At 54.0% G+C, this 22,518-nt stretch carries 19 protein-coding genes and 1 pseudogene; 1 reads left to right on the forward strand and 19 read right to left on the reverse strand.

Going from position 1 to position 22,518, the window contains the following annotated elements:
• Positions 1–254: 254 nt before the first annotated feature.
• The 17 genes and pseudogenes from PLD04_03890 to ispG all read right to left on the reverse strand — a co-directional run bounded on the left by PLD04_03890 (position 255) and on the right by ispG (position 20,249).
• Positions 255–917 (reverse strand): hypothetical protein, encoded by a 663-nt coding sequence (locus tag PLD04_03890; GenBank protein HXK67460.1) that lies wholly within the window; start codon positions 915–917, stop codon positions 255–257.
• 529 nt (positions 918–1,446) lie between these two features.
• Positions 1,447–2,418: pseudogene (gene selD, locus PLD04_03895) on the reverse strand (selenide, water dikinase SelD).
• 58 nt (positions 2,419–2,476) lie between these two features.
• Complete coding sequence (locus tag PLD04_03900) at positions 2,477–2,839, reverse strand: PqqD family protein (protein ID HXK67461.1); 363 nt, start codon at positions 2,837–2,839, stop codon at positions 2,477–2,479.
• 88 nt (positions 2,840–2,927) lie between these two features.
• On the reverse strand, positions 2,928–4,973 hold the full coding sequence (locus PLD04_03905) for an oligopeptide transporter, OPT family (protein ID HXK67462.1): 2,046 nt from the start codon (positions 4,971–4,973) through the stop codon (positions 2,928–2,930).
• A 72-nt stretch (positions 4,974–5,045) separates the two neighbouring features.
• Positions 5,046–5,321 carry a ferredoxin family protein gene (locus PLD04_03910; GenBank protein ID HXK67463.1) on the reverse strand — a complete coding sequence of 92 codons (276 nt, stop codon included), beginning with the start codon at positions 5,319–5,321 and terminating at the stop codon, positions 5,046–5,048.
• 73 nt (positions 5,322–5,394) lie between these two features.
• Complete coding sequence (gene feoB, locus PLD04_03915; protein ID HXK67464.1) at positions 5,395–7,398, reverse strand: ferrous iron transport protein B; 2,004 nt, start codon at positions 7,396–7,398, stop codon at positions 5,395–5,397.
• Positions 7,395–8,063 carry a metal-dependent transcriptional regulator gene (locus PLD04_03920; GenBank protein HXK67465.1) on the reverse strand — a complete coding sequence of 223 codons (669 nt, stop codon included), beginning with the start codon at positions 8,061–8,063 and terminating at the stop codon, positions 7,395–7,397. The genes feoB and PLD04_03920 overlap by 4 nt, the downstream gene beginning before the upstream one ends.
• A gap of 74 nt (positions 8,064–8,137) precedes the next feature.
• Positions 8,138–9,505, reverse strand: a complete 1,368-nt coding sequence (locus tag PLD04_03925; GenBank protein ID HXK67466.1) for a sigma-54 dependent transcriptional regulator — start codon at positions 9,503–9,505, stop codon at positions 8,138–8,140.
• Positions 9,506–9,530: 25 nt separating this feature from the next.
• Positions 9,531–10,307 carry a bifunctional hydroxymethylpyrimidine kinase/phosphomethylpyrimidine kinase gene (gene thiD / locus PLD04_03930; protein HXK67467.1) on the reverse strand — a complete coding sequence of 259 codons (777 nt, stop codon included), beginning with the start codon at positions 10,305–10,307 and terminating at the stop codon, positions 9,531–9,533.
• Positions 10,307–10,864: an elongation factor P gene (efp, locus tag PLD04_03935; GenBank protein ID HXK67468.1), complete on the reverse strand. Its 558-nt coding sequence runs from the start codon at positions 10,862–10,864 to the stop codon at positions 10,307–10,309. The genes thiD and efp overlap by 1 nt, the downstream gene beginning before the upstream one ends.
• 61 nt (positions 10,865–10,925) lie before the next feature.
• Complete coding sequence (locus PLD04_03940; GenBank protein HXK67469.1) at positions 10,926–11,408, reverse strand: hypothetical protein; 483 nt, start codon at positions 11,406–11,408, stop codon at positions 10,926–10,928.
• Entirely contained in the window at positions 11,405–12,337 is a 933-nt protein-coding gene (locus PLD04_03945) for an RluA family pseudouridine synthase (GenBank protein HXK67470.1), read from the reverse strand. Before PLD04_03945 ends, PLD04_03940 begins: the two co-directional genes overlap by 4 nt.
• Positions 12,303–13,088: a prolipoprotein diacylglyceryl transferase gene (locus tag PLD04_03950; protein ID HXK67471.1), complete on the reverse strand. Its 786-nt coding sequence runs from the start codon at positions 13,086–13,088 to the stop codon at positions 12,303–12,305. The genes PLD04_03945 and PLD04_03950 overlap by 35 nt, the downstream gene beginning before the upstream one ends.
• Positions 13,069–13,557, reverse strand: a complete 489-nt coding sequence (gene lspA, locus PLD04_03955; GenBank protein ID HXK67472.1) for a signal peptidase II — start codon at positions 13,555–13,557, stop codon at positions 13,069–13,071. The genes PLD04_03950 and lspA overlap by 20 nt, the downstream gene beginning before the upstream one ends.
• Positions 13,554–16,250, reverse strand: a complete 2,697-nt coding sequence (gene ileS, locus PLD04_03960) for an isoleucine--tRNA ligase (protein HXK67473.1) — start codon at positions 16,248–16,250, stop codon at positions 13,554–13,556. Before ileS ends, lspA begins: the two co-directional genes overlap by 4 nt.
• A gap of 107 nt (positions 16,251–16,357) precedes the next feature.
• On the reverse strand, positions 16,358–18,883 hold the full coding sequence (locus PLD04_03965) for a SpoIIE family protein phosphatase (GenBank protein HXK67474.1): 2,526 nt from the start codon (positions 18,881–18,883) through the stop codon (positions 16,358–16,360).
• Between the two features lie 136 nt (positions 18,884–19,019).
• A complete protein-coding gene (ispG, locus tag PLD04_03970) occupies positions 19,020–20,249 on the reverse strand; it encodes a flavodoxin-dependent (E)-4-hydroxy-3-methylbut-2-enyl-diphosphate synthase (GenBank protein ID HXK67475.1) in 1,230 nt (409 codons plus the stop codon).
• A 77-nt stretch (positions 20,250–20,326) separates the two neighbouring features.
• Between ispG and PLD04_03975 the strand changes: the two genes are divergently transcribed.
• A complete protein-coding gene (locus PLD04_03975; GenBank protein HXK67476.1) occupies positions 20,327–21,196 on the forward strand; it encodes a hypothetical protein in 870 nt (289 codons plus the stop codon).
• A 27-nt stretch (positions 21,197–21,223) separates the two neighbouring features.
• Here PLD04_03975 and PLD04_03980 read toward each other — a convergent pair whose 3' ends face one another.
• Both PLD04_03980 and PLD04_03985 read right to left on the reverse strand, forming a co-directional pair.
• Positions 21,224–21,436 carry a TOBE domain-containing protein gene (locus PLD04_03980; protein HXK67477.1) on the reverse strand — a complete coding sequence of 71 codons (213 nt, stop codon included), beginning with the start codon at positions 21,434–21,436 and terminating at the stop codon, positions 21,224–21,226.
• A 54-nt stretch (positions 21,437–21,490) separates the two neighbouring features.
• The gene (locus PLD04_03985; protein ID HXK67478.1) at positions 21,491–22,504 is read right to left on the reverse strand and encodes a hypothetical protein; all 1,014 of its coding nucleotides are present in this window, start codon (positions 22,502–22,504) and stop codon (positions 21,491–21,493) included.
• Positions 22,505–22,518: the final 14 nt, after the last annotated feature.

Raw genomic sequence — 22,518 nt, forward strand, 5'->3', positions numbered from 1 at the left:
CCCTTACTTCCCTTTTATGAGCAACTTGTGAAATTCAACTGTCGAACGTCAGTCACGCTGAACGATAACGGGACCCGGTACACCTGCAGGACGGACCTGCAGGGCGAGGCCCACAAAGCCTTCAAGGCCATCGGCATGCGACCGCCGAACCGCGTGATCGAAGCGTAACCCAAAATTTCTCAATCCTTGAAAAACCTAGTGGTACGTCTGGATAGGCGTACCCTTACTTCCCTTTTATGAGCAACTTGTGAAATTCAACTGTCGAACGTCAGCCTGATATATTCGAGTTTTTCCAGCCAGTTTTTTCTGTTCAACCAGAACTGTCGATCTTCAAAAGTCTTCATGTCCTCTATGTTCGGGCTTATATTGATCTCACTAACCACGGTATAGAATTGATCCGTTGCGTAAGGCAGGGTTTTCAAGAAATATCCCTTTCTTTTATTGAACAGAAGATCCAAATCATTATAGATCCAGAAAAGGGCTTCAAATACATCGCGATATCGATCCCGGGAATAATCTGCCCTGGATAATTTAATTTCCTTTCCCGCCCACTTCGGAACGATGGAATGCTCTCCCAATTCGCGTTTATCATATTCTTCAAATTCACGATTAAACATTCTTTTGACAGAATATCCACGTTTAAATATGAACATTTCTGGAACAGAGTTTTGGAATGCAAAGTTTCTCCTCCTGCGAACGGGACCAAAGGACGGTATCGTGATCCTGCCATTCGAATCGCTTATTTCTTCATGCATTCCGATTTGAATTACACCTAACCATTTCGAAACACGAACCCAGGGATCCAGAAAAGGGGTTACCATTCGGGATGCCTCTCCTCCATCATAGACAGGCATCTGAGTATAAATATACACAGCTACAGCACCTTCCAGCGGTCCGCCCGTTTCAGCTTCAACCACCGTGAATGAATGTTCCGGAAAGATATAAAAGAGTGGATAGTTCGACACTGCACCCCAGTGATAGAGGTTCGTGAGGATGAAGACGGTGACAGCACTGTAGAAAATGATTCGAAAATCGGAAGAAACATTCTCTAATTTTTGAATCGGACTCCAGCTCATCGGATTGCTTTCGTAGAATCAGATCTCTCTTCCAACCACCAACCTCGCTGAACATTCACTCTTACGGCCATCATGAAATCATTGTAACAAATGGCTCCATGATCCCTGGATTATGTTCTCAGCCAGAATACAACTGAGCGACAAATTGATAGGTGGAATTTGTTTTTTGCTTTTCCTGATCTACGATCTATCCATGAAACTCTGATTTACTGGAGGTAAGTCATGTGCCGAATGGATGCCCTCCAACTCAGGTTTTTTCGTGTCGGAAGGGGATCTCTCACACTGGACATATTGCTTTCGAAGAGTCACCGAATGGATACTCTGAAAATTTTTAGTTTAGATCCGAAGGGTGCGGACTACCGACTAATGTCTACCGTATTCGGATTCTCCCCGTATCGGTAAAAGCACCGATCTCCCAGAACTCAAGGGTGCCAGCGCCCGACCGGAAGGTTTCAAGGGATTCCGGCGGGATCGCCAGGAGAAGACCCCCCGAGGTTTCGGGGGAACAGAGCAGAAGCTTATCTCCGTCGCTCAGATCCTTTTCGATTTCCAGCCAGGTCGAGTAATAGGCCTGGTTCGTGTAGGCTCCTCCGGGGAAAACCATCTTCTCCGCAAGATCCCGGGCCCCCGGGAGGAAGGGAAGGCTCTGCCAGGAAAGGTCGGCTCCGAGGCTGTCGGGCTCCAGCATTTCGTGAAGGTGGCCGGCCAGGCCGTACCCGGTGACGTCGGTCATGGCCCGAACACCGGAATTCAGGGCGGCCCGGGCGGCCTCCCGGTTCAGCTGTTTCATCCGGCGCGTGGCCTCGGCCACGTTACTGGAATCCGCGGTCCCCCCTTTCAGGGCCGTTGTGATGACCCCGATTCCCAGGGGTTTCGTGAGGAGGATCCGATCTCCGGGCCGTGCGCCCCGGTTCAGGATTACCCGGTCGGGGTGGACAGACCCGATCACGGCCAGGCCGTACTTCGGTTCCCGGTCCTGGGTTGTGTGACCCCCGGCAATGATGACGGAGGCTTCCCGGGCCATCTCCATCCCGCCCCTGAGGATTTCCGCGACAATATCTTCCCCCAGGTCGGCTGGGTAGGAGAGAAGGTTGATCGCCAGGAAGGGCTCGCCTCCCATGGCGTAGATGTCCGATAAAGCGTTGGCGGCGGCGATGGCGCCGAAATCGAAGGGATCGTCCACGATGGGGGGAAAGAAATCGGCCGTGAAGACCAGGGCGGTCGTCTCAGTTAACCGGTAGACAGCGGCATCGTCGGAGGTCTCGAAGCCGCACAGCAGCTTTTCTGTCATCTCCGGGGGAAAGATGCCGCTTAATCCGCTCAGCAGGCGCTGCAGGTCACCCGGACCTGTCTTGGAGGCTCACCCCGCGCAGGAGGCGAATTCCGTCAGCCGTCTGATCTCATTCCTGGAGTGGTTCACGGTTCCTCACATGAATTAGTTTACCCCGTTCCATCTGGCGGATAAAGAGGACAAGGCGGTCGAAAACCGGTTCGACCTCCTCCCCGAAGGATTCCTTCATCTCCGTCCCGATGCTGAAGAGAGAGCGGTGTCCGTCACACCGATTCCAAACAAAGGATCCGACACTGTCCAGGCGGACGGTGATGTCCTTCGATCGAAAGATACGGGTGAGAATACGGCCCAGGCGGCCCGAACCGAAGCGGGGCACATAGACGGTGACGATTCCCTCCCCGTCCGTTTCCGCCTTCCGGAGCGGTTCCGGGATAAAGTCCAGGAAGTTCGGTGCCTTCTCTTCTTTTTTCACTCAGGCCTCATAATCGATTCCCGGGTAGAAATTGAAAACCCTGCCCCGATTTTCCGGGGCAGGGAATAAGAACTTAGAAAGAGACGCTTCAACGTTTTTTGAGGGCCTTCAGGGGCATGCCCACCATAAAGACACCCAGGGCGACCATAACCAGGAATCCCACAAAGTAATGGCCGAACCAGGATGGAGTCTTGGCGAGGATGGTGTAGCCCTCGGAAAGGAGCTTGTCGTACTCCGGAATCTCCCCTACCACAGTCGCGATGGGATTGGCGAAGATCTTTACCTTGGCGGCGACGAGGGCGGCAAGGAGAATGCCGATGAGGGCCTCTCCCGCCACAAGACCGGATGCAACAAGAAGACCTTTGTTTTCGGATGCCTCTTTCTTGTGCTGCTGTTCCTCGGTCAGCGGTGCATCCTCCTTAACGCCGGTGCGCTTGGCCACCATGGCATCCAGGATGTATTTGAAGACGCCGCCCACAAAGATGGCCGCTGTAGTTTCGAAGGGAAGGTACATCCCCACGGCGATCAGCATGGGAGAAGGCGACTTGATCAGAATGAGGGCCAGCGAGAAAAACATTCCGATAAGAATCAGGGACCATTGCATCTGGCCGCCCACGATGCCCTTGGCCACTTCAGCCATGAGTCCGGCCTGGGGTGCGGGCAGGGTTTCGGAGCCGATACCGCCCCCGAATTTATGGAGGAGCATGATGGGCCAGATCAGGGCGAATGCAGCGGCGACAACACCGATCAGACCGCCCACTTCCATACGCCAGGGGGTACCGCCGAGGAAGTGACCGACCTTCCAGTCCTGAATCATGTCTCCGGCAACGCCGGCCACGCAGCAGACGACTGTTGCGACACCCAGGGCGGCGAGGATGCCCCCGTCTCCGCGGAGACCAAGGGCGAAGAGAAGCCCGGCCGCGATGAGAAGGGTGGAGAGGGTCAGACCGGAAATGGGGTTGGAGGAGGACCCAATAATCGAAACGAGGTATCCGGCCACGGCGGCAAAGAGAAAGCCCGCGATGGCCATGACAATCGTCGTAATCAGGGAAATGGAGAAGCTGCCCGCCAGAACCTTGTAGAGGAGAAACATAAAGACCACCATGGCGGCAATAGCGAGGAGGACTCCCTTGAAGTTCAGGTCCTTTTCAGTTCGAAGCTCGACGTGACCTTCCGCGGCACCTCCCATGGAGGAGATGGATCGACGAATGCCTGTAATGAGGCTTTTACGCATGTTGTACAGGGTATAGAAGGCACCCACGATCATGGCGCCGATGGCCACCTTCTTGATGCTGTCGGCATAGAAGGCACCAAATTCGTTGAAGAGGATCGCCCTGCCGCCGTCTATGCCGATCGTTGATGTGATGTGGGCCGCAAAGGCAGGATCAAAGAGGGCCCGGACAAAGAGGGCGAGGGGCATCAGGAAGAGCCAGCCGAATACACCTCCGGAGAAGGTGATGGCGGCGAGGCGGGGCCCAATGATGAACCCGACACCCAGGAAGGCGGGCGAGGGGCTGGGAAACTGATAGGGAAAGGCCTTTCCCTGGATCGTAAAGATGCTTTTAAAGCGTTCACCGATGAAGGGAATGCCATTGGCATTCTTGAAAAACTCGATCAGGGCCGCAAGCCCCATCGATCCAAAGACCAGGCCCGCACCCGTGGAACCTGCCTGCCCGGCTTTCACGATCTCGGTACATGCAACGGATTCAGGGAAGGGCAGGGAGTGGTCGTCCATGAAGGTCCGGCGGAGGAGAATGACAAAAAGAACGCCCAGGATACCGCCGACCAGCATGAGGACGGTTCCCATGACGATGTCGAAGTCCTTCCACACGCCGGCAATGATGAAGCCGGGGATCGTGAACACGGCGCCCGCCGCGAGGGCTTCACCGACGGCACCCGTGGTTCGGGCAATGTTTTCTTCCAGGATGGTGCCCTTGAAGGGTCTCAGGACAGCCATGGCAATGACAGCCGCAGGAAAGGTCGCGGCAACGGTCATTCCCGCACGAAGTCCGAGGTAGGCATTGGCAGCTCCAAGGATCATGGCAAGGATGACACCCACAAAGAGTGCCTTGAACGTGAGTTCTTTCATGTCAGTTTCTGGAGAGATGTAGGGTTTAAATTTCACCTGAGACATAGACAACCCCCTGAAAAGATTTGAACTATTGTATCCTACTTGAGGGTGAGAGGCAATAAACGGCGGCGGTGCTTACTCTTCGGGTGGATTCAGCCCGTAGTAGGCATAGTTGATCTCGATGAACTTCTTCCACTTTTCCGGGACATCGTCTTCCACAAAGATGGCCTCGACCGGGCAGGCGGGTACACAGGCTCCGCAGTCAATGCAATCCTCCGGATGGATGAAGAGCATGGTGACGTCCTCGAAATCGGGTTCTTCTCTCCGCGGGTGAATGCAGTCCACGGGACAGACATCCACGCACGAAGCATCCTTCATATCGATACAGGGTTCGGTAATGATATGGGTCATGGGAGCTCCGGGTTCCATTCGGACCGGAAAGGAACGAATGGTGAATCCAGGGCCGGATGAAAAAAACCGGTTCTCACAGAAAGAGTGATCCGACCTGGTAGACGAGCGTGGCGATCAGCCAGCCCAGAATCGAAGTGTATGTGATGGTGAGAAGGGCCCAGCGGACTCCGATTTCCCTGCGGATCACCGCCAGAGTGGAGAGACAGGGCACATAGATTAAAGACATCAGCATGAAGGCGTAGGCAGAGAGATGGGTGAAATGTGAGGCCAGCGCCTGGTTGAGGGACAGATCTCCATAAAGGGTCCCCAGAGTGCCGACAACGATCTCCTTTGCAACGACACCGGATAGAAGGGCAATGGCTGCCTCACCGAAACCGAAACCTGCCGGGGCCAGGAGAGGTGCAAGGAAATCACCGATCTTACCAATCCAGCTCTCGGGTGAGGCGTAGGAAACTCCGGGAGGAAAGGAAGCCAGAAACCAGATAAGAACCACACCGGCCAGGATAACGGTACCGGCCTTGCGGACAAACAACCTCGACCGCAGCCACATATGATAGGCCGCACCGCGAACCGAGGGCATATGGTACGGAGGAAGCTCCATAACCAGGGGAGCCGTTTCATTCCGAAAGAAGAGTTTCTGAAAAATCCTCGCTACGATGACGGCCAGAATGACACCGATGAGATAAAGGCTGAAGACCACAAGTCCCTGGTGCCGTTGGAAAAAGATTCCCGTGAACAGGATATAGATCGGGAGACGGGCGGAACAGGACATGAGGGGAAGGATCAGAATCGTGAGGGTTCGATCCTTTTCCGACTCAAGGATGCGGCTTCCCATGATCGCAGGCACATTGCACCCGAATCCCAGAATCATGGGAAGAAAGGACTTTCCATGAAGACCCATCGTGTGCATGAGCCGGTCCATGATATAGGCGGCCCGGGCCATGTAGCCGGAGTCTTCCAGGATTGCGATGAGAAAGAAGAGGATCATGATATTCGGAAGGAAGACCAGGACGCTCCCGACGCCTGAAATCACTCCATGGGTCAGAAATGAAATCAGAAAGGGGTGAAGATGGAGGGCGTAAAACCACCCGGAAATGGTCGAAGCCGCGGTGGACAGCCCGACATCAAGGGCCGTGGCCACCGGATTGCCCAGCGTGAAAACCAGCTGAAACGAAAGCCACAGGATCACAAAAAAGATCGGCATTCCGACGAAGGGGTTGGTCAGAACCGTATCGATTCGGCGAGTCCAGTCAATCCGGTCAAAGGCCGATTGCCGGGACACACACTCCTTGACGACACCATGCACGAAACCGTAACGCTTTTCTGCCAGCAGGGTGGGAAGATCGTCATACCCCAGGGTCTGGCAGAGGTTGATCGCCCCTTCGATCCAGGCCCGTCGCAGATCCCGCCCCCCTTCCACAAGGTGAATAAGATCGAGTGCGTGAGCATCTTCTTCCAGAAACTGGAGGGCCACCCATCGGGACGGATAGGGAACCCCGATGTCGCTGACTTTTTCCGTGATTTCTTCAATATATCGCTCGAGATCTTCTCCATAGTGCACCCGGAAGGCGCCGTCGGGCTTGTTCAGAGCGCCGGAAATGGCATCCCTTAGCTCATCCAGACCCTGATTATTCACGGCGACACAGGGTACGACGGGAATACCCAGAATTCCGGAGAGACGGGCGAAGTCCACCCGAATCCCGGCCTCTTCGGCTGAATCCATCATGTTCAGGCACAGGACAATATTCAGTCCCATTTCTAGACATTGGGTCACGAGGTAGAGATGTCGATCCAGGAGGGTGGCATCCACAACGATGACTACGACATCGGACTCTCCGGAGAGGAGAAAATCCCTCGCGACACTTTCATCCAGGGAGTGGGCAGAGAGACCATAGGTGCCCGGTAGATCCACGACCTTGCACTTTCGATCGCCGATTCGGGAAAAACCGTATTTTTTTTCCACGGTGACTCCCGGCCAATTTCCCGTATGCTGGCGGGAGCCTGTCAGCGCATTGAAGATGGTTGTTTTCCCGGCATTGGGATTACCGGCAACGGTAATCACTGGTTCCGGATTCATAACGATTTCACTAAGACCGATTCAAGCTCTTCGCGGCGAAGAGAGAGATGGTATCCCCGTACACTTAAAATCATGGGAGACCCGAAGGGGGCAATGGTAATGACGCGTACCACAGTTCCCGGTACCATTCCCATATCCAGAAGCTTTCGCTTCAGGGAGACCTCCCCCTCGATACGGTGGACCTGTCCCTCTTCTCCCACCTTCAGTCTGGCCAGGGATCGGACATTCCCGGGCGGACCGACGTTCGGATTTGTCAGATCTGCGCCCCGGGTTTCCTTTCCCTCAGGGGCCTGGTAGGACTCGATAAAGGTGACCATGCTGCGCAGTGAAACCTGAGATATGTAATGCTCAATGGCACAGGCATCTTCCTCTGCCTGCTCCTCGGGTACGTTAAGAATGTCGGTAAGGAACCGATGGAGTACCTGATGGCGACGATAGACTTCCTTCGCTGCCATGAGACCCTTCTGCGTCAATTCGATATAGCCGTACCGTTCATGGATTACGAAACCACGGTCTTTCAGGGTCTTTAATCCGCCCACCACCGAGGCCATTCTGAGGTTGAGAGAATGGGCAAGATCCTTCACCCGGACCACCTTGAGATCCTTCTGCAAAAGATAGATTGCCTTGAGATAGTTCTCAAGGGCCGGGGAGAGTGTAGTTTCCATGTACAAATAATGTTAGGAGAGCAAAAGTTTTTTGTCAAGGAGAAGGGACTAAAACAGCGGGATGTGAACGAGAACTAAAGTCCGTAATCCAGAATTTTCCTCTGAAGCGCCCGGAGGGTGAGGCTCAGACGATTTGCCGTGCGGGTCAGATCCTGTTTTTCCTGCAGAAGGACCTGACGGAGGATTTCCTTCTCCAGGGCTGTACCTGCCCGCGTCAGGATTTCTTCCAGAGAACCTTCAAGACCGATCTGGGTAAGGAGGCTGGATTCTTTCGGGTCTTCCATTGCCAGCTGAATATCATCGGACTCGATAGTGTCGGTTTCGGAAAGGATCACGGATCGTTCGATCATGTTCTGCAGTTCCCGCACGTTTCCAGGCCATCCATGATTCCGGAGTTTTTCCATCGCCGATTTTCCGAAAGAGAGGGATCTGCGTCCCATCTCCGCCGAGTACTTCTTCAGAAAGTGTTCCGCGAGAATTGGAATATCGGTGGGACGGGAACGAAGGGGAGGGATAAAGACGGGAAAGACGGAAAGCCGATAGAAAAGATCCTCACGAAAGCGATGTTCGCGAACGGCCTTCTGAAGGTCCTGGTTTGTTGCCGCAATGATGCGGACATCCACCTGAATCGTCTGGAGCCCGCCGATGCGCTCAAAGGTTCTTTCCTGGATGACCCGAAGAATCTTGCTCTGGACATTCATTCCGAGCTCACTGATCTCGTCCAGAAAGATCGTTCCAGTATGGGCGAGCTCAAATTTCCCCATCTGCCGGCTGGATGCTCCCGTATAGGCTCCCTTTTCATGGCCAAAGAGCTCATTTTCAATCAGGGTATCGGGAATTGCAGCACAATTGATGGCAACGAAGGGTTTATCTTTCCTTGGGCTCAACGAGTGAATTGCCCGGGCAAAGAGTTCCTTGCCCGTCCCCGATTCTCCGCTCAGCAGGACTGAAACTTCTGTGGCCGCCACTTTCTGAACTTCGCGGGAGAGATGGTCCATAATCGGTGAGGATCCGACAATCGTGGGGAAACCGAAGTTTCGAGCGTGCTCTTCCTTGAGAAGGATATTCTCTCGGTAAATTCTCTGCTTTTCGATGATTCTGTCAACAATCAGGCTGAGGAATTCATGGTCGACGGGTTTTAAAAGAAATTCCGTGGCGCCCTTTTTCATAGCCTCAACGGCGGTTTCCACGGTTCCAAAGGCCGTGATGATAACCACGGGAAGATCGGGATCCTCCTCCCGGGCGGAGGTCAATACTTCCAGACCGTCGGCGCCCGGCAGCTTCAGGTCGGTCAGGACCAGACTGAAACGCTCTTTCCGCAACAGATCCAGGGCCTGAGTCCCGGAGGAGGCGCCGACCACTTCGTACCCCCTGTCACCCAGAACTTCCGACAGGATCTTAAGAAGAGACCGCCGATCTTCAACGACGAGGATTCTATCCATTTCGCGACCATCTTATCACAGCGAATCAGACCTTGAGGTAGAGCATCTCCGAATGACCGGGACGGAAGGCCCCGTCAATGGCGTTGACCAGGAGGGTCCGGGCCGCCTTGACAGCGGGAAGGAGCTCCACTCCCTGCCCGAGAAGAGATGCGATGGCTGCGGAGAGGGCGCACCCGGTTCCATGGTAGGTTCCCTTTCTCCGCTGCATCTTCAGGGTCGTTACGGTTTCCGGAGTGGCCAGCACATCCAGGATGGTTTCACCCTCTCCATGTCCACCCTTGAGCAGAACGGCGGTCCTGGTCCGTTCCGCAAGCACAAGGGCCATCTCCTCCGGCGATGCGAAGGAACGAATCGGCGCATGGAGCAGGCGTTCAGCTTCCGGAATATTGGGAGTCAGAAGGGTGGCGCAGGGAATCAGCCGCTCCTGCAGGGCGGCAATCGTATCGTCTACCGTCAGAGCGCTCCCGGAGGTGGCGACCATGACGGGGTCCACGACGACGGGAATCGTCGCTCCGGAGAGCGCCTCGGCAACCACGGAGATCGTGGAGCTGTCCGCCAGCATGCCGGTCTTAACGGCCCGAACGTCCATATCGGAAAATACCGCATCGAGCTGAGCCTTAAGGTGTCGGGGCGGGATGAGATGGACGTCGTGAACCCCCGTGGAATTCTGAGCCGTCGTGGCCGAAATGACAGCCGCAGGATGACTCCCCGACAACCGGATCATGGCAACATCCATGAGAACGCCGGCACCGCCGGAACTATCGATTCCAGCAATGGTGAGACATACAGCAGGAGGAGTCATCAGGCGCGTTCGAGATAGCTGTCGTCCCGGGTATCGACCTTGACCTTATCCCCGATCTGAATGAACTGGGGAACCGTAACCGTAATCCCATTCTCGAGTTTGGCCGGTTTTCCTCCACCGGCCGCCGTGGCCCCCTTCATGGGCGGCTCTGTTTCAACAACCTCAAGAATGACCGAGGGCTGGATCTCGATACCCACCGGGTTTCCCTCGAAAAGGTCCACCTGGATGATGTCATTTTCCTTCAGATATTTCAGAGAGTCGGAAAGGATCTCTTCCGAAAGTGCGATCTGTTCGTAAGTTTCCTGGTCCATAAAGTGGTATCCCGACGCATCGGAATAGAGGTACTGCATGGACCGGTTGTCCAGCATAGCTTTCTCCACCTTATCTCCCGAGTTATACCTGCGTTCGTAGGCATTACCGGTTTTCAGGTTTCGAATCTTCACCTGGACATGGGCGTGGCCCTTTCCAGGTGTGACATGGGTCATCTGGATTACCCGAAAGAGTTCTCCATCGATAACCAGGATATTTCCCGCGCGGATCTGAGTGGCAACAATCATGGTTCAAACCTCCGCGGGAAGGGTATCAAATTCATGTCCCGGGATCAAGATGGAAGTGGGGTTACTTTACGCGTACCATCCCTGGAGCCAGAGCACCCTTTCCCGCTGCTGCATACCATGCACCATCGGCATAGATCGGGCCATCGGCTTCCAGGGCTTTGGCAAACCCGGCATCGGTGAGGGTTAAATCGGAAAACTTCAGGTTCGAAGTGGCAATCACGAGCCCCGTGGAGTCCACAATGACAATCTCATCAACGGGAAGGGTGGTAATGGCATCGTTCACTGCAGTAATCAGAGCACCCTGATCACGGGTGGCCAGAAGATCCTTTGCGAAGACGGCCATGGAACGAGCGAGATCAGACTTGTGGCTTCGCTCCATTTTAGCCATCTCTGCGTCCTTTGCCTGGAGCTTTTGGGAGAAATCCGTCCGGGCAGCATCCAGATCGTCTTTGACCTTGTCCACTTTACGCTCCTCCACAACCCAGAGCGCACCGAAAAGACCCAGAATAATGAGTGCAATAACCAGAACCATCCATGCCTTCATACCTTGCTCCTTTCTAAAACGGGAAGGGCAAAACCCAGGTTCAGTATCAAGTCTACCATATCGCCGGGAAGGGGAGCCTCAATTTCAAGGGATTCACCGGTGATGGGATGGGGAAAGGCAATGACCCATGCGTGAAGTGCCTGGCGATCTATGTACTGTCTTCCCGAATTTCGTGCGTAGGTCTCATCCCCGACAATCGGATACCCCAGATGGGCCAGATGAACACGAATCTGGTGTGTCCGCCCCGTAATGGGTCTCGCTTCCACAAGTGAGAATCTTTCTTTTCGTTCCCGTGTAAGAAAGAGGGTCTGGGCATCCCGTCCACTCTCCCCAACCTGCATCTTCTTTCGATGCACGGGGTGACGGCGGATCGGACCGTCCATTCGATATTCGTCAAAGGGTACACAGCCCCATACGGCAGCCAGGTAGACCTTATGGACCCTTCGGGCCTTGAAGGCCCGGGCCATGGCATCATGGGCACGATCGTGAAGTGCGACGACCAGGCAGCCCGATGTGTCTTTGTCAAGCCGATGGACGATTCCCGGGCGCTCCACGCCTCCGATGGAGGACAGACCAGGTCCCATCGCCAGGAGACCGTGGACAATCGTTCCGGAACTTCTTCCCGCACCGGGGTGAACACAGAGGCCGGCCGGCTTATTCAACACCAGTATATGCTCATCCTGAAAGAGGATGGAGAGATCCATCGGCTCGGGAATGAGCTGGGAAGGTACGGGCGGAGGAATCACGCCTTCGACGACATCACCTGGAGAGAGCGGACGGCTGGGCCTGGCTTCCCGACCATTGACCCGCACATGACCTGCGCGGACGAGCCGGGCCAGGGCCGCCCGGCTCAGTTCCGGAAGGCAGCAGGCCAGGAAGGTATCCAGGCGCCGTTCAGGCTTCAGAACCTCGAGACGAAAGGTATCCACGGAGTAAGAAGAAGGACGAAACCGTCACTACGACGATAGCGACAACCTGCGAGGTGGACAGAGGGCCGCCGAGAGGCGTACCCCGGGGATCTCCCCTTAGAAACTCCAGGAGGAACCGGGCTGCACCATAGAGCCACGCGTACATGAGAAAGATCTGTCCCTTAAACCGGCGTCGTGTATAGAGAAGCTGGAGAAGAAAGAAGATGGTTAAATCGGAAAGGGAGAGGTAAAGTTGAGACGGGTGAAGGGATGTGTGGAGAGGGACTCCCGTAATTTCATGGGCAAAGGGGTTGGTGAAGGTGACGGCCCACGGAAGGCTGCAGGATTTTCCCCAGCAGCATCCAGCCATGAAGCATCCGATCCTGCCTATGGCCTGACCGATGGGAAGTGCGGCGCCGTAAACATCTCCAAGGGTCCAGATGGGAAAACGTGCTTTTCGGATCAGGAGGATGGCTGTGATCACGCCGGCGATAAAACCGCCATAGAAGACCCCACCGGATCGGATGAGGGAGATGAACGAAGAGAAAGAACGGAAGAAATCCCCGGGATAGACGAACACGAGGGCGATCTTGGAACCGATGAAAGATGCGATCACGATGGAAAGTCCCGTATCAAAAACCTTGACACCGTCCATTCCCTCTTTCCGGGCGCGCAACTTCGCCACGAGAAGGCTTACAAAGACACCCAGGGCGACAAAAAAGCCATAGGAAGGAATGAAGAAGGGTCCGATTTCAATCAGCTTGGGGAACACGGGACGTGGATTTCCTGAACGAGAGGATGAGGATGAGGATGAGACCTGTGGAGATACTGGCATCGGCAATATTAAAGGAGGGCCAGTGATGGTTACCAAGGTGAAGGTCGATAAAATCGATGACCTTTCCATACGCCATTCGATCCCAGATATTTCCGGCCGCACCTGCCAGAAGCAGATGCATGGCGATCCTCACCGGGACGGTCTCATCCTGAAAGAGGAGAAAGTAGGCCAGAAAGATGAGTACCAGTATTCCGATTCCCGTCAGCACCGGATTCATGATGGAGGGAGAGATCCCGGAGAAGACCCCGAACGCAATTCCCGTATTGGTCACATGGACCAGGGTGAAGAAACCGGGAATGATGGTGGCGGGCAGGGAATCCGAATGGAGAATCAGAATCTTGGTCACCCTGTCCAGGGCAATCAGGACCAGGGTGAGGGTCCACATCCAGGGGATAAAACGTTTCATCCAACGACCCCGTTGCACCGGGAGCAGAGCCCCTCTTCCAGTTCCTTGAATTTCCAGCAGCGGGGACACTTCTCTCCCTCTCTGGGCGCAACCTTGAAATAGAGACCCTCCATGCTTCGAGAGGGGGACCAGGTTCCATCCACCGTATCCTCAAATCCGACCTCGACGGATGAAACAAGAAAGAACTCTTCCAGATCGAGCTGAAGGGACTGGAGGAGTGTTTCCAGGGCTCCATGGCGGGTAAAGATCAGGCCGGCTCCGAGGGAAGAACCGATCACCGAAGTGGCACGAAGCGCTTCCAGGGCCTGGGTGACTTCCTGCCTCAGATCAAAGAGGCTCTCCCACTTCCGGGACCGCTCCTCGGGCAGGGTAAAGGAAGAAAGATCGGCAAAGGTTTCCATGTGAATAGAATCCAGCACCTTTCCCGTATAGGAACCGTAAGCTTCTTCCGCCGTGAAGACCATGACCGGAGCCATCATCCGGAGAAGGTTGTGAAGGATGTAAGCCATGGCGGTCTGGGCCGACCGCCGATTTCGTCCCTGTGCTTCATCGCAGTAGAGACGGTCCTTGATCATATCCAGGTAGTGGGCGGAGAGATCGACACTGCAGAATTGCACAAGGGAATGGTAGACAAGATGAAAGTTGTAATCCCGGTAAGCCCGGACAATTTTTTCGTTGACTTCGCAGAGACGTGAAAGAATGTATCGATCCAGAGGAAGAAGATCCTCCAGAGGAAGAGGCGAGGAAGGATCAAATCCGTGCAGGTTTCCGAGGAGATAGCGCAGGGTGTTGCGGACCTTCCGGTAGGCTTCTGCCAGCCGCTTCAGGATCTCTTCGGAGATTGGAATATCACCTCGATAATCGACCATCGATACCCAGAGCCTCAGGATTTCAGCACCGTATTTCTTAATGATCTCCTCCGGCGCAATGACGTTCCCGAGGGATTTTGACATCTTCTTTCCCTCACCATCCACGACAAATCCGTGAGTAACGACAGTCCGATAGGATGGCTGTCCCCGCAGAGCGACGGCCAGGAGAAGGGAACTCTGAAACCAGCCACGGTACTGGTCGTGACCTTCGAGGTAGAGGTCGCAGGGCCAGACAGGCATCTGCGCGCCAATATGGGATACTCCGGAATCAAACCAGACATCCAGGATATCCATTTCGCGGCTCAGATTCGTGGACTGACAGGAGGAGCATGTCCTGCCGGCGATAAGATCCTGGATCTCGTCCCTGTACCACACGTCGGCACCGTGCTTCCGGAAAAGGTCTACGACGGCCTGGAAAAATTCCGGATCTTTCTGGACCCTGTTGCAGTCTTCACACCGCAGGAGGGCGATCGGAACGCCCCAGGCCCTCTGTCGGGATATGCACCAGTCCGTACGGTTTTCGACCATTTCTTTTAACCGTTCTTCCCCCCAGGCTGGAATCCAGTTTGCCGTGCTGATGGCCCGCACGGCTGAAGGACCGAGGTCATTGGCACCAAGGGAGAGGAAGTACTGCTCCGTAGCCCGGAAGATAATGGGGTTTTTACAGCGCCAGCAGGCTGGATAGCTGTGGGAAAGAGGCTTCTGGTTCAGGAGAGATCCGCCGGAGGAAAGGTCGGCCATGATGGCGGGATTGGCTTTAAAAACATGCTGGCCTTCATATGCGGGAACATCAGAGGTAAAACAGCCGCGGGCATCAACCGGAGCCAGTACCGGCAGGTGGTACTGCTGACCGACAATAAAGTCCTCCATCCCATGACCGGGAGCGATATGAACAAGGCCGGATCCCTGCTCGGTCGTAACAAAATCTGCCAGGATAAAACGTCCCCGGCGATCCATGAGCGAGTTGGTGTAAATAAGCTTTTCCAGGTCTTTCCCCGGGATCGGTTCGGAAAGGGTCCATTCATCAAATCCGAACACACGTGAAAGGTTCTCGGCGAAATCTGCATAGACCAGGTAAGCCTTTCCATCATGTTCGATGAATCGGTAGGTCAGAGCCGGATGGACGGCGATGGCGACGTTGGCCGGAAGTGTCCAGGGCGTCGTCGTCCAGATCACGGCATGGGGGACACCCCTGGGCCGGGGAAGATCCTCCGGCCACTCCTGAATCGGGAAGGCCACAAAGATCGAGGGAGATTCATGGTCCTGGTACTCGACCTCTGCCTCGGCCAGGGCCGTGGCACAGGAAGCGCACCAGTAGACAGGCTTGTTCCCCCGATAGACGTTTCCATCCTGGAAAACCTTGTAAAAGGCCTCCAGAATGTCAGCCTCGTAGTCATGGGTCATGGTCAGGTAGGGGTTTTCCCATTCACCAAAGACACCCAGGCGCATGAATTCTCCGCGCTGGATGTCCATATACTTCATTGCATATTCTTTACAGGCCGCGCGGACATCGAGGATACTCATATCCTTACGATTGATCCCAAGCTGACGGTCAACGTGAAGTTCAATGGGAAGCCCGTGGCAGTCCCAGCCCGGCCGGTAGGGAGCCCGGTTTCCCATCATGGTGCGTGATTTGACGACAATATCCTTGAGAACTTTATTCAATGCGGTTCCCATATGAATGTGCCCGTTCGCATAAGGGGGACCATCATGAAGGAAAAAGATCGGACGGCCCTCCCGGGATTGTTGAATTTTCCCGTAGACTTCCATTTCCTGCCATCGCTTGAGAAAATCGGGTTCCCTCTGAGGCAGGTTGGCCTTCATGGGGAAGTCCGTCTGAGGGAGACAGAGCGAGTTCTTGTAATCCATAATGTCTGGAAACCTAACAAAATTAAAGGGTTTTGTCAATCACGACCTGGAAAGGCGATCCCTCAGAGACGGGGTTCTTCCCTCCTGCAGACCAGGATCGTAATATCATCCTGAAAGTGGTTCCCGCTGGAGAATTCCTTTACTGCATCGTAAATCGCATCGACAATCTTTACCGAGGGAAGACGGATCAAATTCTTGAGAACGTCAAGGAGCCTTTCTTCACCAAAGGGAACTCCATCTTCATTTTCGCATTCCAGGACTCCATCGGTAACGAAGAGGAGAAGGTCACCCGGCTGAAGGGAAATTTCTCTCCTGCATTGATAGGTCGCATCGGGAAACATCCCGAGCGGCAAGCCCGTGGCGGAAAGTGTATCCCGGACGGTTCCGTGAGAATCCAGGATGAACCCCGGCGGATGACCCGCATTGGCAAACCCCAGCTGGCCCGTCTGCAGGTTCAGGCTGGCGATCAAAAGGGTTACGAAGGAGGCTTCCTCCAGGTCCTGGACCAGCATCTGGTTCAACGTCTCCATAATGGAGCTCAAATTGGCATGGGATCTGGACAGGGATCGCAGGAAGGCCCGGGTTTCCGCCATAACCAGTGCCGGTCCGATCCCTTTCCCGCATACATCCGCCACAACCATTCCGCAATTTCCTCCCGGCATCGGCAGAAAATCAAAATAGTCTCCGCACGTCATCCGGGCGGGGAAGACTTTTCCGGCAATGTCGTACCCCTTTGCGACCGGTGCCTCTGTGGGAAAGAGACGCTTCTGTACATTGGCGGCAATCGCCATCTCAAATTCCTGTTCCTGAAGCTTTCTCGATTCCGTCATGTCTTTCAGAACCGAGACAAAGTGGTGAATCGCACCGTTACCATTCTTCATCGGCGTGATTGTCTGCTCGGCAAAAAAGGTTCCTCCACTTTTTTTCTGATTGACTACGGTGGCTCGAAAAACCCGTCCCTCCAGAATCGTATGCCAGAGTTCCTTATAGTACCCGTCATCCTGAAGTCCCGATTTCAGGATCGCAGGAGTCCTTCCGATGGCTTCCTCTTCGGAAAAGCCCGTCATTTCCTCGAACGCAGGGTTTACATATTGGATGGTTCCCTCATGATCGGTGATGAAGATGGCGTCTGCCGTCTGCTCAACCGCGTTGGAGAGCTGTTTCATTCTCTCTTCCGAAGCCTTCTGATCCGTCACGTTTCGAAATACCACCACTCCCCCTATGTTGGCACCATCCTCATTTTGAAGAGGGACCCCGCTTGCATTCAGATGAGCACCCTCAGGGATTTTCTCGTTTCGAACATAGACTTCCGAATCCTGAAAGGTTTCCCCCCGGATCGCCCGCAGAAGTGGGAGCTCTTCCGGAGAATAGAGCTGTTCCGTTCCCGGTCTGTATATTCCGTACTGCTTCGGCCATTCCGAGGGATGGCCGGTCCCGGAAACACTTCCAAAGAACGACCGCGCAGCATCGTTGGCCATGAGAATCTCACCGTTCAGATCGGAGACAATGATTCCTTCTGAAATACTTGAGATGACCGCCCGGGTAATCCGGGCTTCCCGTCGTTTAGCACGATCCCGGGCCAGTTTGATGAGAACCACCCCCAGAATCACAAGAAGTTCCCAGATCCCTCCGATGACCAGGCTTTCCCGCAGGGGATTTCGTGTAAACATTCGAGTCAGAAAGGCGTCGGTGGGATAAGCGACAAGCCGCCAGGTCCGATCCCCGATTTTCAGATACCGCTCACAGGAGAGATCGGGATTTTGGACCAGACGATCGTATCGGGTTATGATGACTTCCGTCTGATCCGATCCTCCTTCCGATTCGATCAGCTGGAAATGAATATCCCCCAGCGCGGAGGAGGCCCTGTGAAAGAGGGAGACACCCGTGAGCCGGCCGGAGCGAAAGACAGCCACTACAAACCCCCGTATCCCCGATGTTTTCCCGGCCGTGATTCCGCCTTGATTCCCGGATACGGGAAGAATCATCAGAAATCCTTCGGGAGACGTTCCTCCCTGAACCAGAGATAGAGATCCGGTAATCACCAGACGATTTTCATGTTCAGCCTTCTGAAGGGCTTTCATTCTTTCGGGATTGGAGCCCAGATCGTATCCGACAACTCTCTCATTACCCGGAAAAGGATCGACATACTGGACCGGATAATAGAGGTCCCGCTCCCCCGCCTGCTTCAGTTCTCCCCGATCCAGCCCCTCGGTGATGGCGTAAGTCCGATTTCCGTGCAGGCTACTTTGCTCTTCATGAATTCGCCGATTCTCCGCTGTCACCTTCGGAACCCACTCCAGAGCCTGAAGGGAAGGATGACGCTGGATGATCGGACCGGTCATCTCATGAAAATCATCCTGACTCAATGGATCCATTTTGGAAACCTGGGCCTGGAGAGAATAGAGAGCTTCGACTCCGGAGACAATTTCCCGTTCAATCCAGAAAGCCCCTGTGGAAAGATCCCTGGATAGCTGTTCCAGCATCGATTGCTGTTCCTGACCGACTACAACCCGGTACACGCCATAACCGACAACCGGTCCCATCAGGATCGCGAGAATGATAATGGAACCCAGAACTCTTGGTCTCAAGAAAGACTCCACCTGATATGTTGAACCCTATCATATTGCCTCATAGACTATGAAAACAGGATAAAGGGAGAATTTGTTCCATAGAATGAGACTTTATCTCTTTTATGGGAATCGAAATCCCATTTCCCGGATTCCCCTACTCTGTTGATTCCGGAAATTTTTTCTGCACGTAGGACTCCAGGATTTCCTCAAAATCATGAACCAGGGATGGCCCCTGAAGGGTTGTATGGAGTTTTCCTTCGATAAAGACCGGCGCCCTGGGTTGTTCTCCTGTTCCGGGAAGGGAAATTCCAATATGGGCCTGCCTGGATTCACCCGGTCCATTAACGACACATCCCATCACGGCAATGGTCAGGTTTTCGACACCGGGGTTGGTGATCCGCCATTGCGGAAGCCGGCCCATGATGAAGGTTCGGATCTCTTCGGTCAGCTCCTGAAAAAAAGTGGATGTCGTTCGTCCGCACCCCGGACAGCTGGTGATCTGGGGGAAAAAATTCCTTAAACCCAGGGACTGAAGAATCTGCTGACACACTTCTACTTCCCGAGTCCTCGATTCTCCGGGAAATGGGGTAAGAGAAACCCGGATTGTGTCCCCGATCCCCTCGGCGAGCAGTGTCCCGATTCCCAGAGTCGATGCAATAATCCCCTTGTCTCCCATTCCCGCCTCCGTAAGACCCAGATGGAGCGGAAAACGGGTCCGGTTTGCCAGGTCGCGGTAGAGAAGAATCAGATCGGGAACATGGGACACCTTTGCCGAAAGAATGATCTGGTCTTCTCCCAGACCTTCTTCCATGGCCATTTCCGAAGACCGAACCGCCGATTCCACAATGGCTTCCCGCATCACTTCCGATGCAGGGAGCGGTTCTTCCCGACGTGCGTTGACGTCCATGCGCTCCGCAAGTATCGCTGGATCGAGGGATCCCCAGTTCACACCGATGCGGACCGGTTTCTGTCTGTCGCGGGCGATGGCAACCATCGTACGGAAATTATCGTCTTTTCTATGGCGTCCACCCAGGGTTCCGGGATTGATCCTGTATTTGGAAAGGGTTTCCGCCGCATCGGGAACTTTCTGCAGGAGGATATGCCCGTTAAAATGAAAATCACCGATTAGGGGAACCTCCGCACCTCGATCCCGGAGGATATTCCTGATTTCAGGTACAGCACGGGCCGCTTTTTCCGTATTGACCGTAATTCTAACCAGTTCGGACCCTGCGCGCCAGAGATCATAAACCTGGTCAGCAGTGGAGCGGGCATCCTCTGTATCGGTATTGGTCATGGACTGAACGACAATCGGATGCTCTCCCCCGATAGGAATCTTCTGGACAAAAACGGGCACGGATGGGCGTCGTGAGGAAATCGGTACCATGGACACCATTATACCGAAGGCGGAATCACGAGGTGTAACAATCTGCAAGAAATAGGGATGTGGTGTATAGTAATTTCATGGAAAGGCTCCATTATCAAAGGTTAATCCCCACAGTTACGGGATCATGTCTAACCCTTCTCTTTTTCTCTTTTTACTCCTTATCCTGCTCTCCCCGATCCACCGTCGATCTTTCTGGAACCTGGGAAGCGGAGGTGAGGGTCGATACAACAAACCGGGACATTTACATCGTTGAACTCAAGGGTACCGATGAAAGCGGACTCCTGACCATGATCCATAACGGTCGGCGCCAGTCTCCCCTTCCTCTGATCGAACTCCATCAGGAGTCTTCCCGACTATCCTGGAAGGTGAAAGAGGTGCGAATGGAATTTCATGGACGGATCGAATCCGGGGGCGGGAGGATCAACGGAACCCTGCACTTTGGCCAGACCGCATCCCTCGATATCACCTTTTCCAGAGTTTCGGACTCCATTGCCTCTCAACCCTTTGTGCCCGATACCTTTTTGATTCCCGATCCTGCCCGGATTGGAACGTTTGAAATACGAACCCTTACGGTGGAGGATGCTGAACCTCTCTTTGAAGCCCTGGAAGCATCCAGAACCCATCTTCGGACCGTTCCGTCGGGAGAATGGGAACTTGCGGGCCGTTCTCCCATGGACACGGTGGAAGCGATTCGCAGGTACGAAAAGGAGTCAAAGAGGAAAACCGCATTTACCTATGGGATCTTTTCTATGGAGAACGGGCTGATCCTGGGTGAAGTTCACATCCGTCCCGATCGGTTCGGGTCCGCAGACGCTCAGGTCTTCTTCTGGCTGAGGCAGAGCGCCTATGAAGAAGGTCTGGAACCTGCGGTGGAAGAAGAGATCCGGCACTGGCTCAAAGAATCCTGGCCCTTTGCGACGGTCACCTTCCCGGGCCGAACCCCCTGAAAACGCACACTCTCTTCTGTCAATACATCAGTCCTCTTTCACCAGGAGGACGTGGATAGCCTTGACAACCACCTTGACCCTGTCCCCTTCTTTCAATCCCAGATCCTCAATGGAATCGACGGTCATTACCGATGTCACGGACGATGGGTCTTCTATATCCACTTTCACCTGACCCATCACATTCCCCTTTTTAATTTCCCGGACCACAGCAAGAATCTGGTTTCTGGCTCCATATTTCATGGCTTACCTCCCATGGGTTCATCATACCTGAACCTCTCAACAATCATGAAATGTTCAGGGTCTGTGAAACGGTCGACCATGGGTTCTATGATATTGATAGACCTGTACCTTGCAGGGATAGTCTGAACATTCCAGAACAACCATCAGAATCGAACCCAGGGGAGGGAAATACACAAAGCGGGGAAAGTAGAGTTGCGATGGAAGGGTGGAGGAGGATGTAGATTCCCAAGGGGTCCAGTGATGTTCTCGATAGAGGTAGGTTGTTCCACTCCAGGGATACCCGTATAACAGGGTACCCATCAGGTCGGGATGGTAGACCATTCCCATGGGAACGGTATCAGGGTTCATTCCACTCTGAAGATTCAGATCTTTCCCATCAAATTCATAGGTCAGTCCCTGACTTACAATCACCGCTTTCTGAATCGCTTCATCGTAGGCGGCAAAATCCGTCGACAGGTAGTTCTGCCCGATATTGACCCATTCAACGGTCTGTCCGTTATATTCTCCAATTTTGTCGCCATCCATATCAAATGGGAAGAGAAGCACCCGTCTTCTATCGCTATCATATACGGCATGTCGGACAACGATGGATAATTCATTCTCCATATGAACACATTCCAATGCATCGGTGGAGATTAATTGACTGCACTGTATGGCGGAGTTATAGGTACAGCCCGAGAAAAGGACATCAACCATCTTTCCCGTTGGTTCAAAATATTGTGAACCCGCAAAGAGATAGGAGGAAGACATGCCAATCGGGGCATCACACACAAATATCCACTGGTATCCATCAAAGAGCCACTCTTCGGTAACATTCTGGTGATCCAGAAAATGGGAAAGATGGATGAACCGGTCATCGGGATTATAGGCAACATGAAAGGTATTGGCCGGAGATCCAGGCTTGATTCCTTCCAGAAAGATCTGAGGTCCATTCACGGATGTTTCGATCTTTTCCCATGTCCATCCGGCCATAGCTGTTCCTGCCATGAGTAACACCACCAGAATGACACCCGCATCCGTTAATTTCTTCCGGATGAAACCATAATCAGTTCGCAGGGAACAGGCCATTCTCCCCTCCTTGA

The organism is Thermoanaerobaculia bacterium, assembly GCA_035593605.1.
In the GTDB taxonomy this organism is placed as follows: Bacteria; Acidobacteriota; Thermoanaerobaculia; order UBA2201; family DAOSWS01; genus DAOSWS01.

What these genes read in the sequence shown, in the direction of transcription:
- PLD04_03905 (HXK67462.1), bottom strand. Translation starts at nt 4,973, where the DNA reads ATGTCTCAGGTGAAATTTAAACCCTACATCTCTCCAGAAACTGACATG.
- PLD04_03910 (HXK67463.1), bottom strand. Translation starts at nt 5,321, where the DNA reads ATGACCCATATCATTACCGAACCCTGTATCGATATGAAGGATGCTTCG.
- feoB (HXK67464.1), bottom strand. Translation starts at nt 7,398, where the DNA reads ATGAATCCGGAACCAGTGATTACCGTTGCCGGTAATCCCAATGCCGGG.
- PLD04_03920 (HXK67465.1), bottom strand. Translation starts at nt 8,063, where the DNA reads ATGGAAACTACACTCTCCCCGGCCCTTGAGAACTATCTCAAGGCAATC.
- PLD04_03925 (HXK67466.1), bottom strand. Translation starts at nt 9,505, where the DNA reads ATGGATAGAATCCTCGTCGTTGAAGATCGGCGGTCTCTTCTTAAGATC.
- thiD (HXK67467.1), bottom strand. Translation starts at nt 10,307, where the DNA reads ATGACTCCTCCTGCTGTATGTCTCACCATTGCTGGAATCGATAGTTCC.
- efp (HXK67468.1), bottom strand. Translation starts at nt 10,864, where the DNA reads ATGATTGTTGCCACTCAGATCCGCGCGGGAAATATCCTGGTTATCGAT.
- PLD04_03940 (HXK67469.1), bottom strand. Translation starts at nt 11,408, where the DNA reads ATGAAGGCATGGATGGTTCTGGTTATTGCACTCATTATTCTGGGTCTT.
- lspA (HXK67472.1), bottom strand. Translation starts at nt 13,557, where the DNA reads ATGAAACGTTTTATCCCCTGGATGTGGACCCTCACCCTGGTCCTGATT.
- ileS (HXK67473.1), bottom strand. Translation starts at nt 16,250, where the DNA reads ATGAAGGCCAACCTGCCTCAGAGGGAACCCGATTTTCTCAAGCGATGG.
- ispG (HXK67475.1), bottom strand. Translation starts at nt 20,249, where the DNA reads ATGGTACCGATTTCCTCACGACGCCCATCCGTGCCCGTTTTTGTCCAG.
- PLD04_03975 (HXK67476.1), top strand. Translation starts at nt 20,327, where the DNA reads ATGGAAAGGCTCCATTATCAAAGGTTAATCCCCACAGTTACGGGATCA.
- PLD04_03980 (HXK67477.1), bottom strand. Translation starts at nt 21,436, where the DNA reads ATGAAATATGGAGCCAGAAACCAGATTCTTGCTGTGGTCCGGGAAATT.
- PLD04_03985 (HXK67478.1), bottom strand. Translation starts at nt 22,504, where the DNA reads ATGGCCTGTTCCCTGCGAACTGATTATGGTTTCATCCGGAAGAAATTA.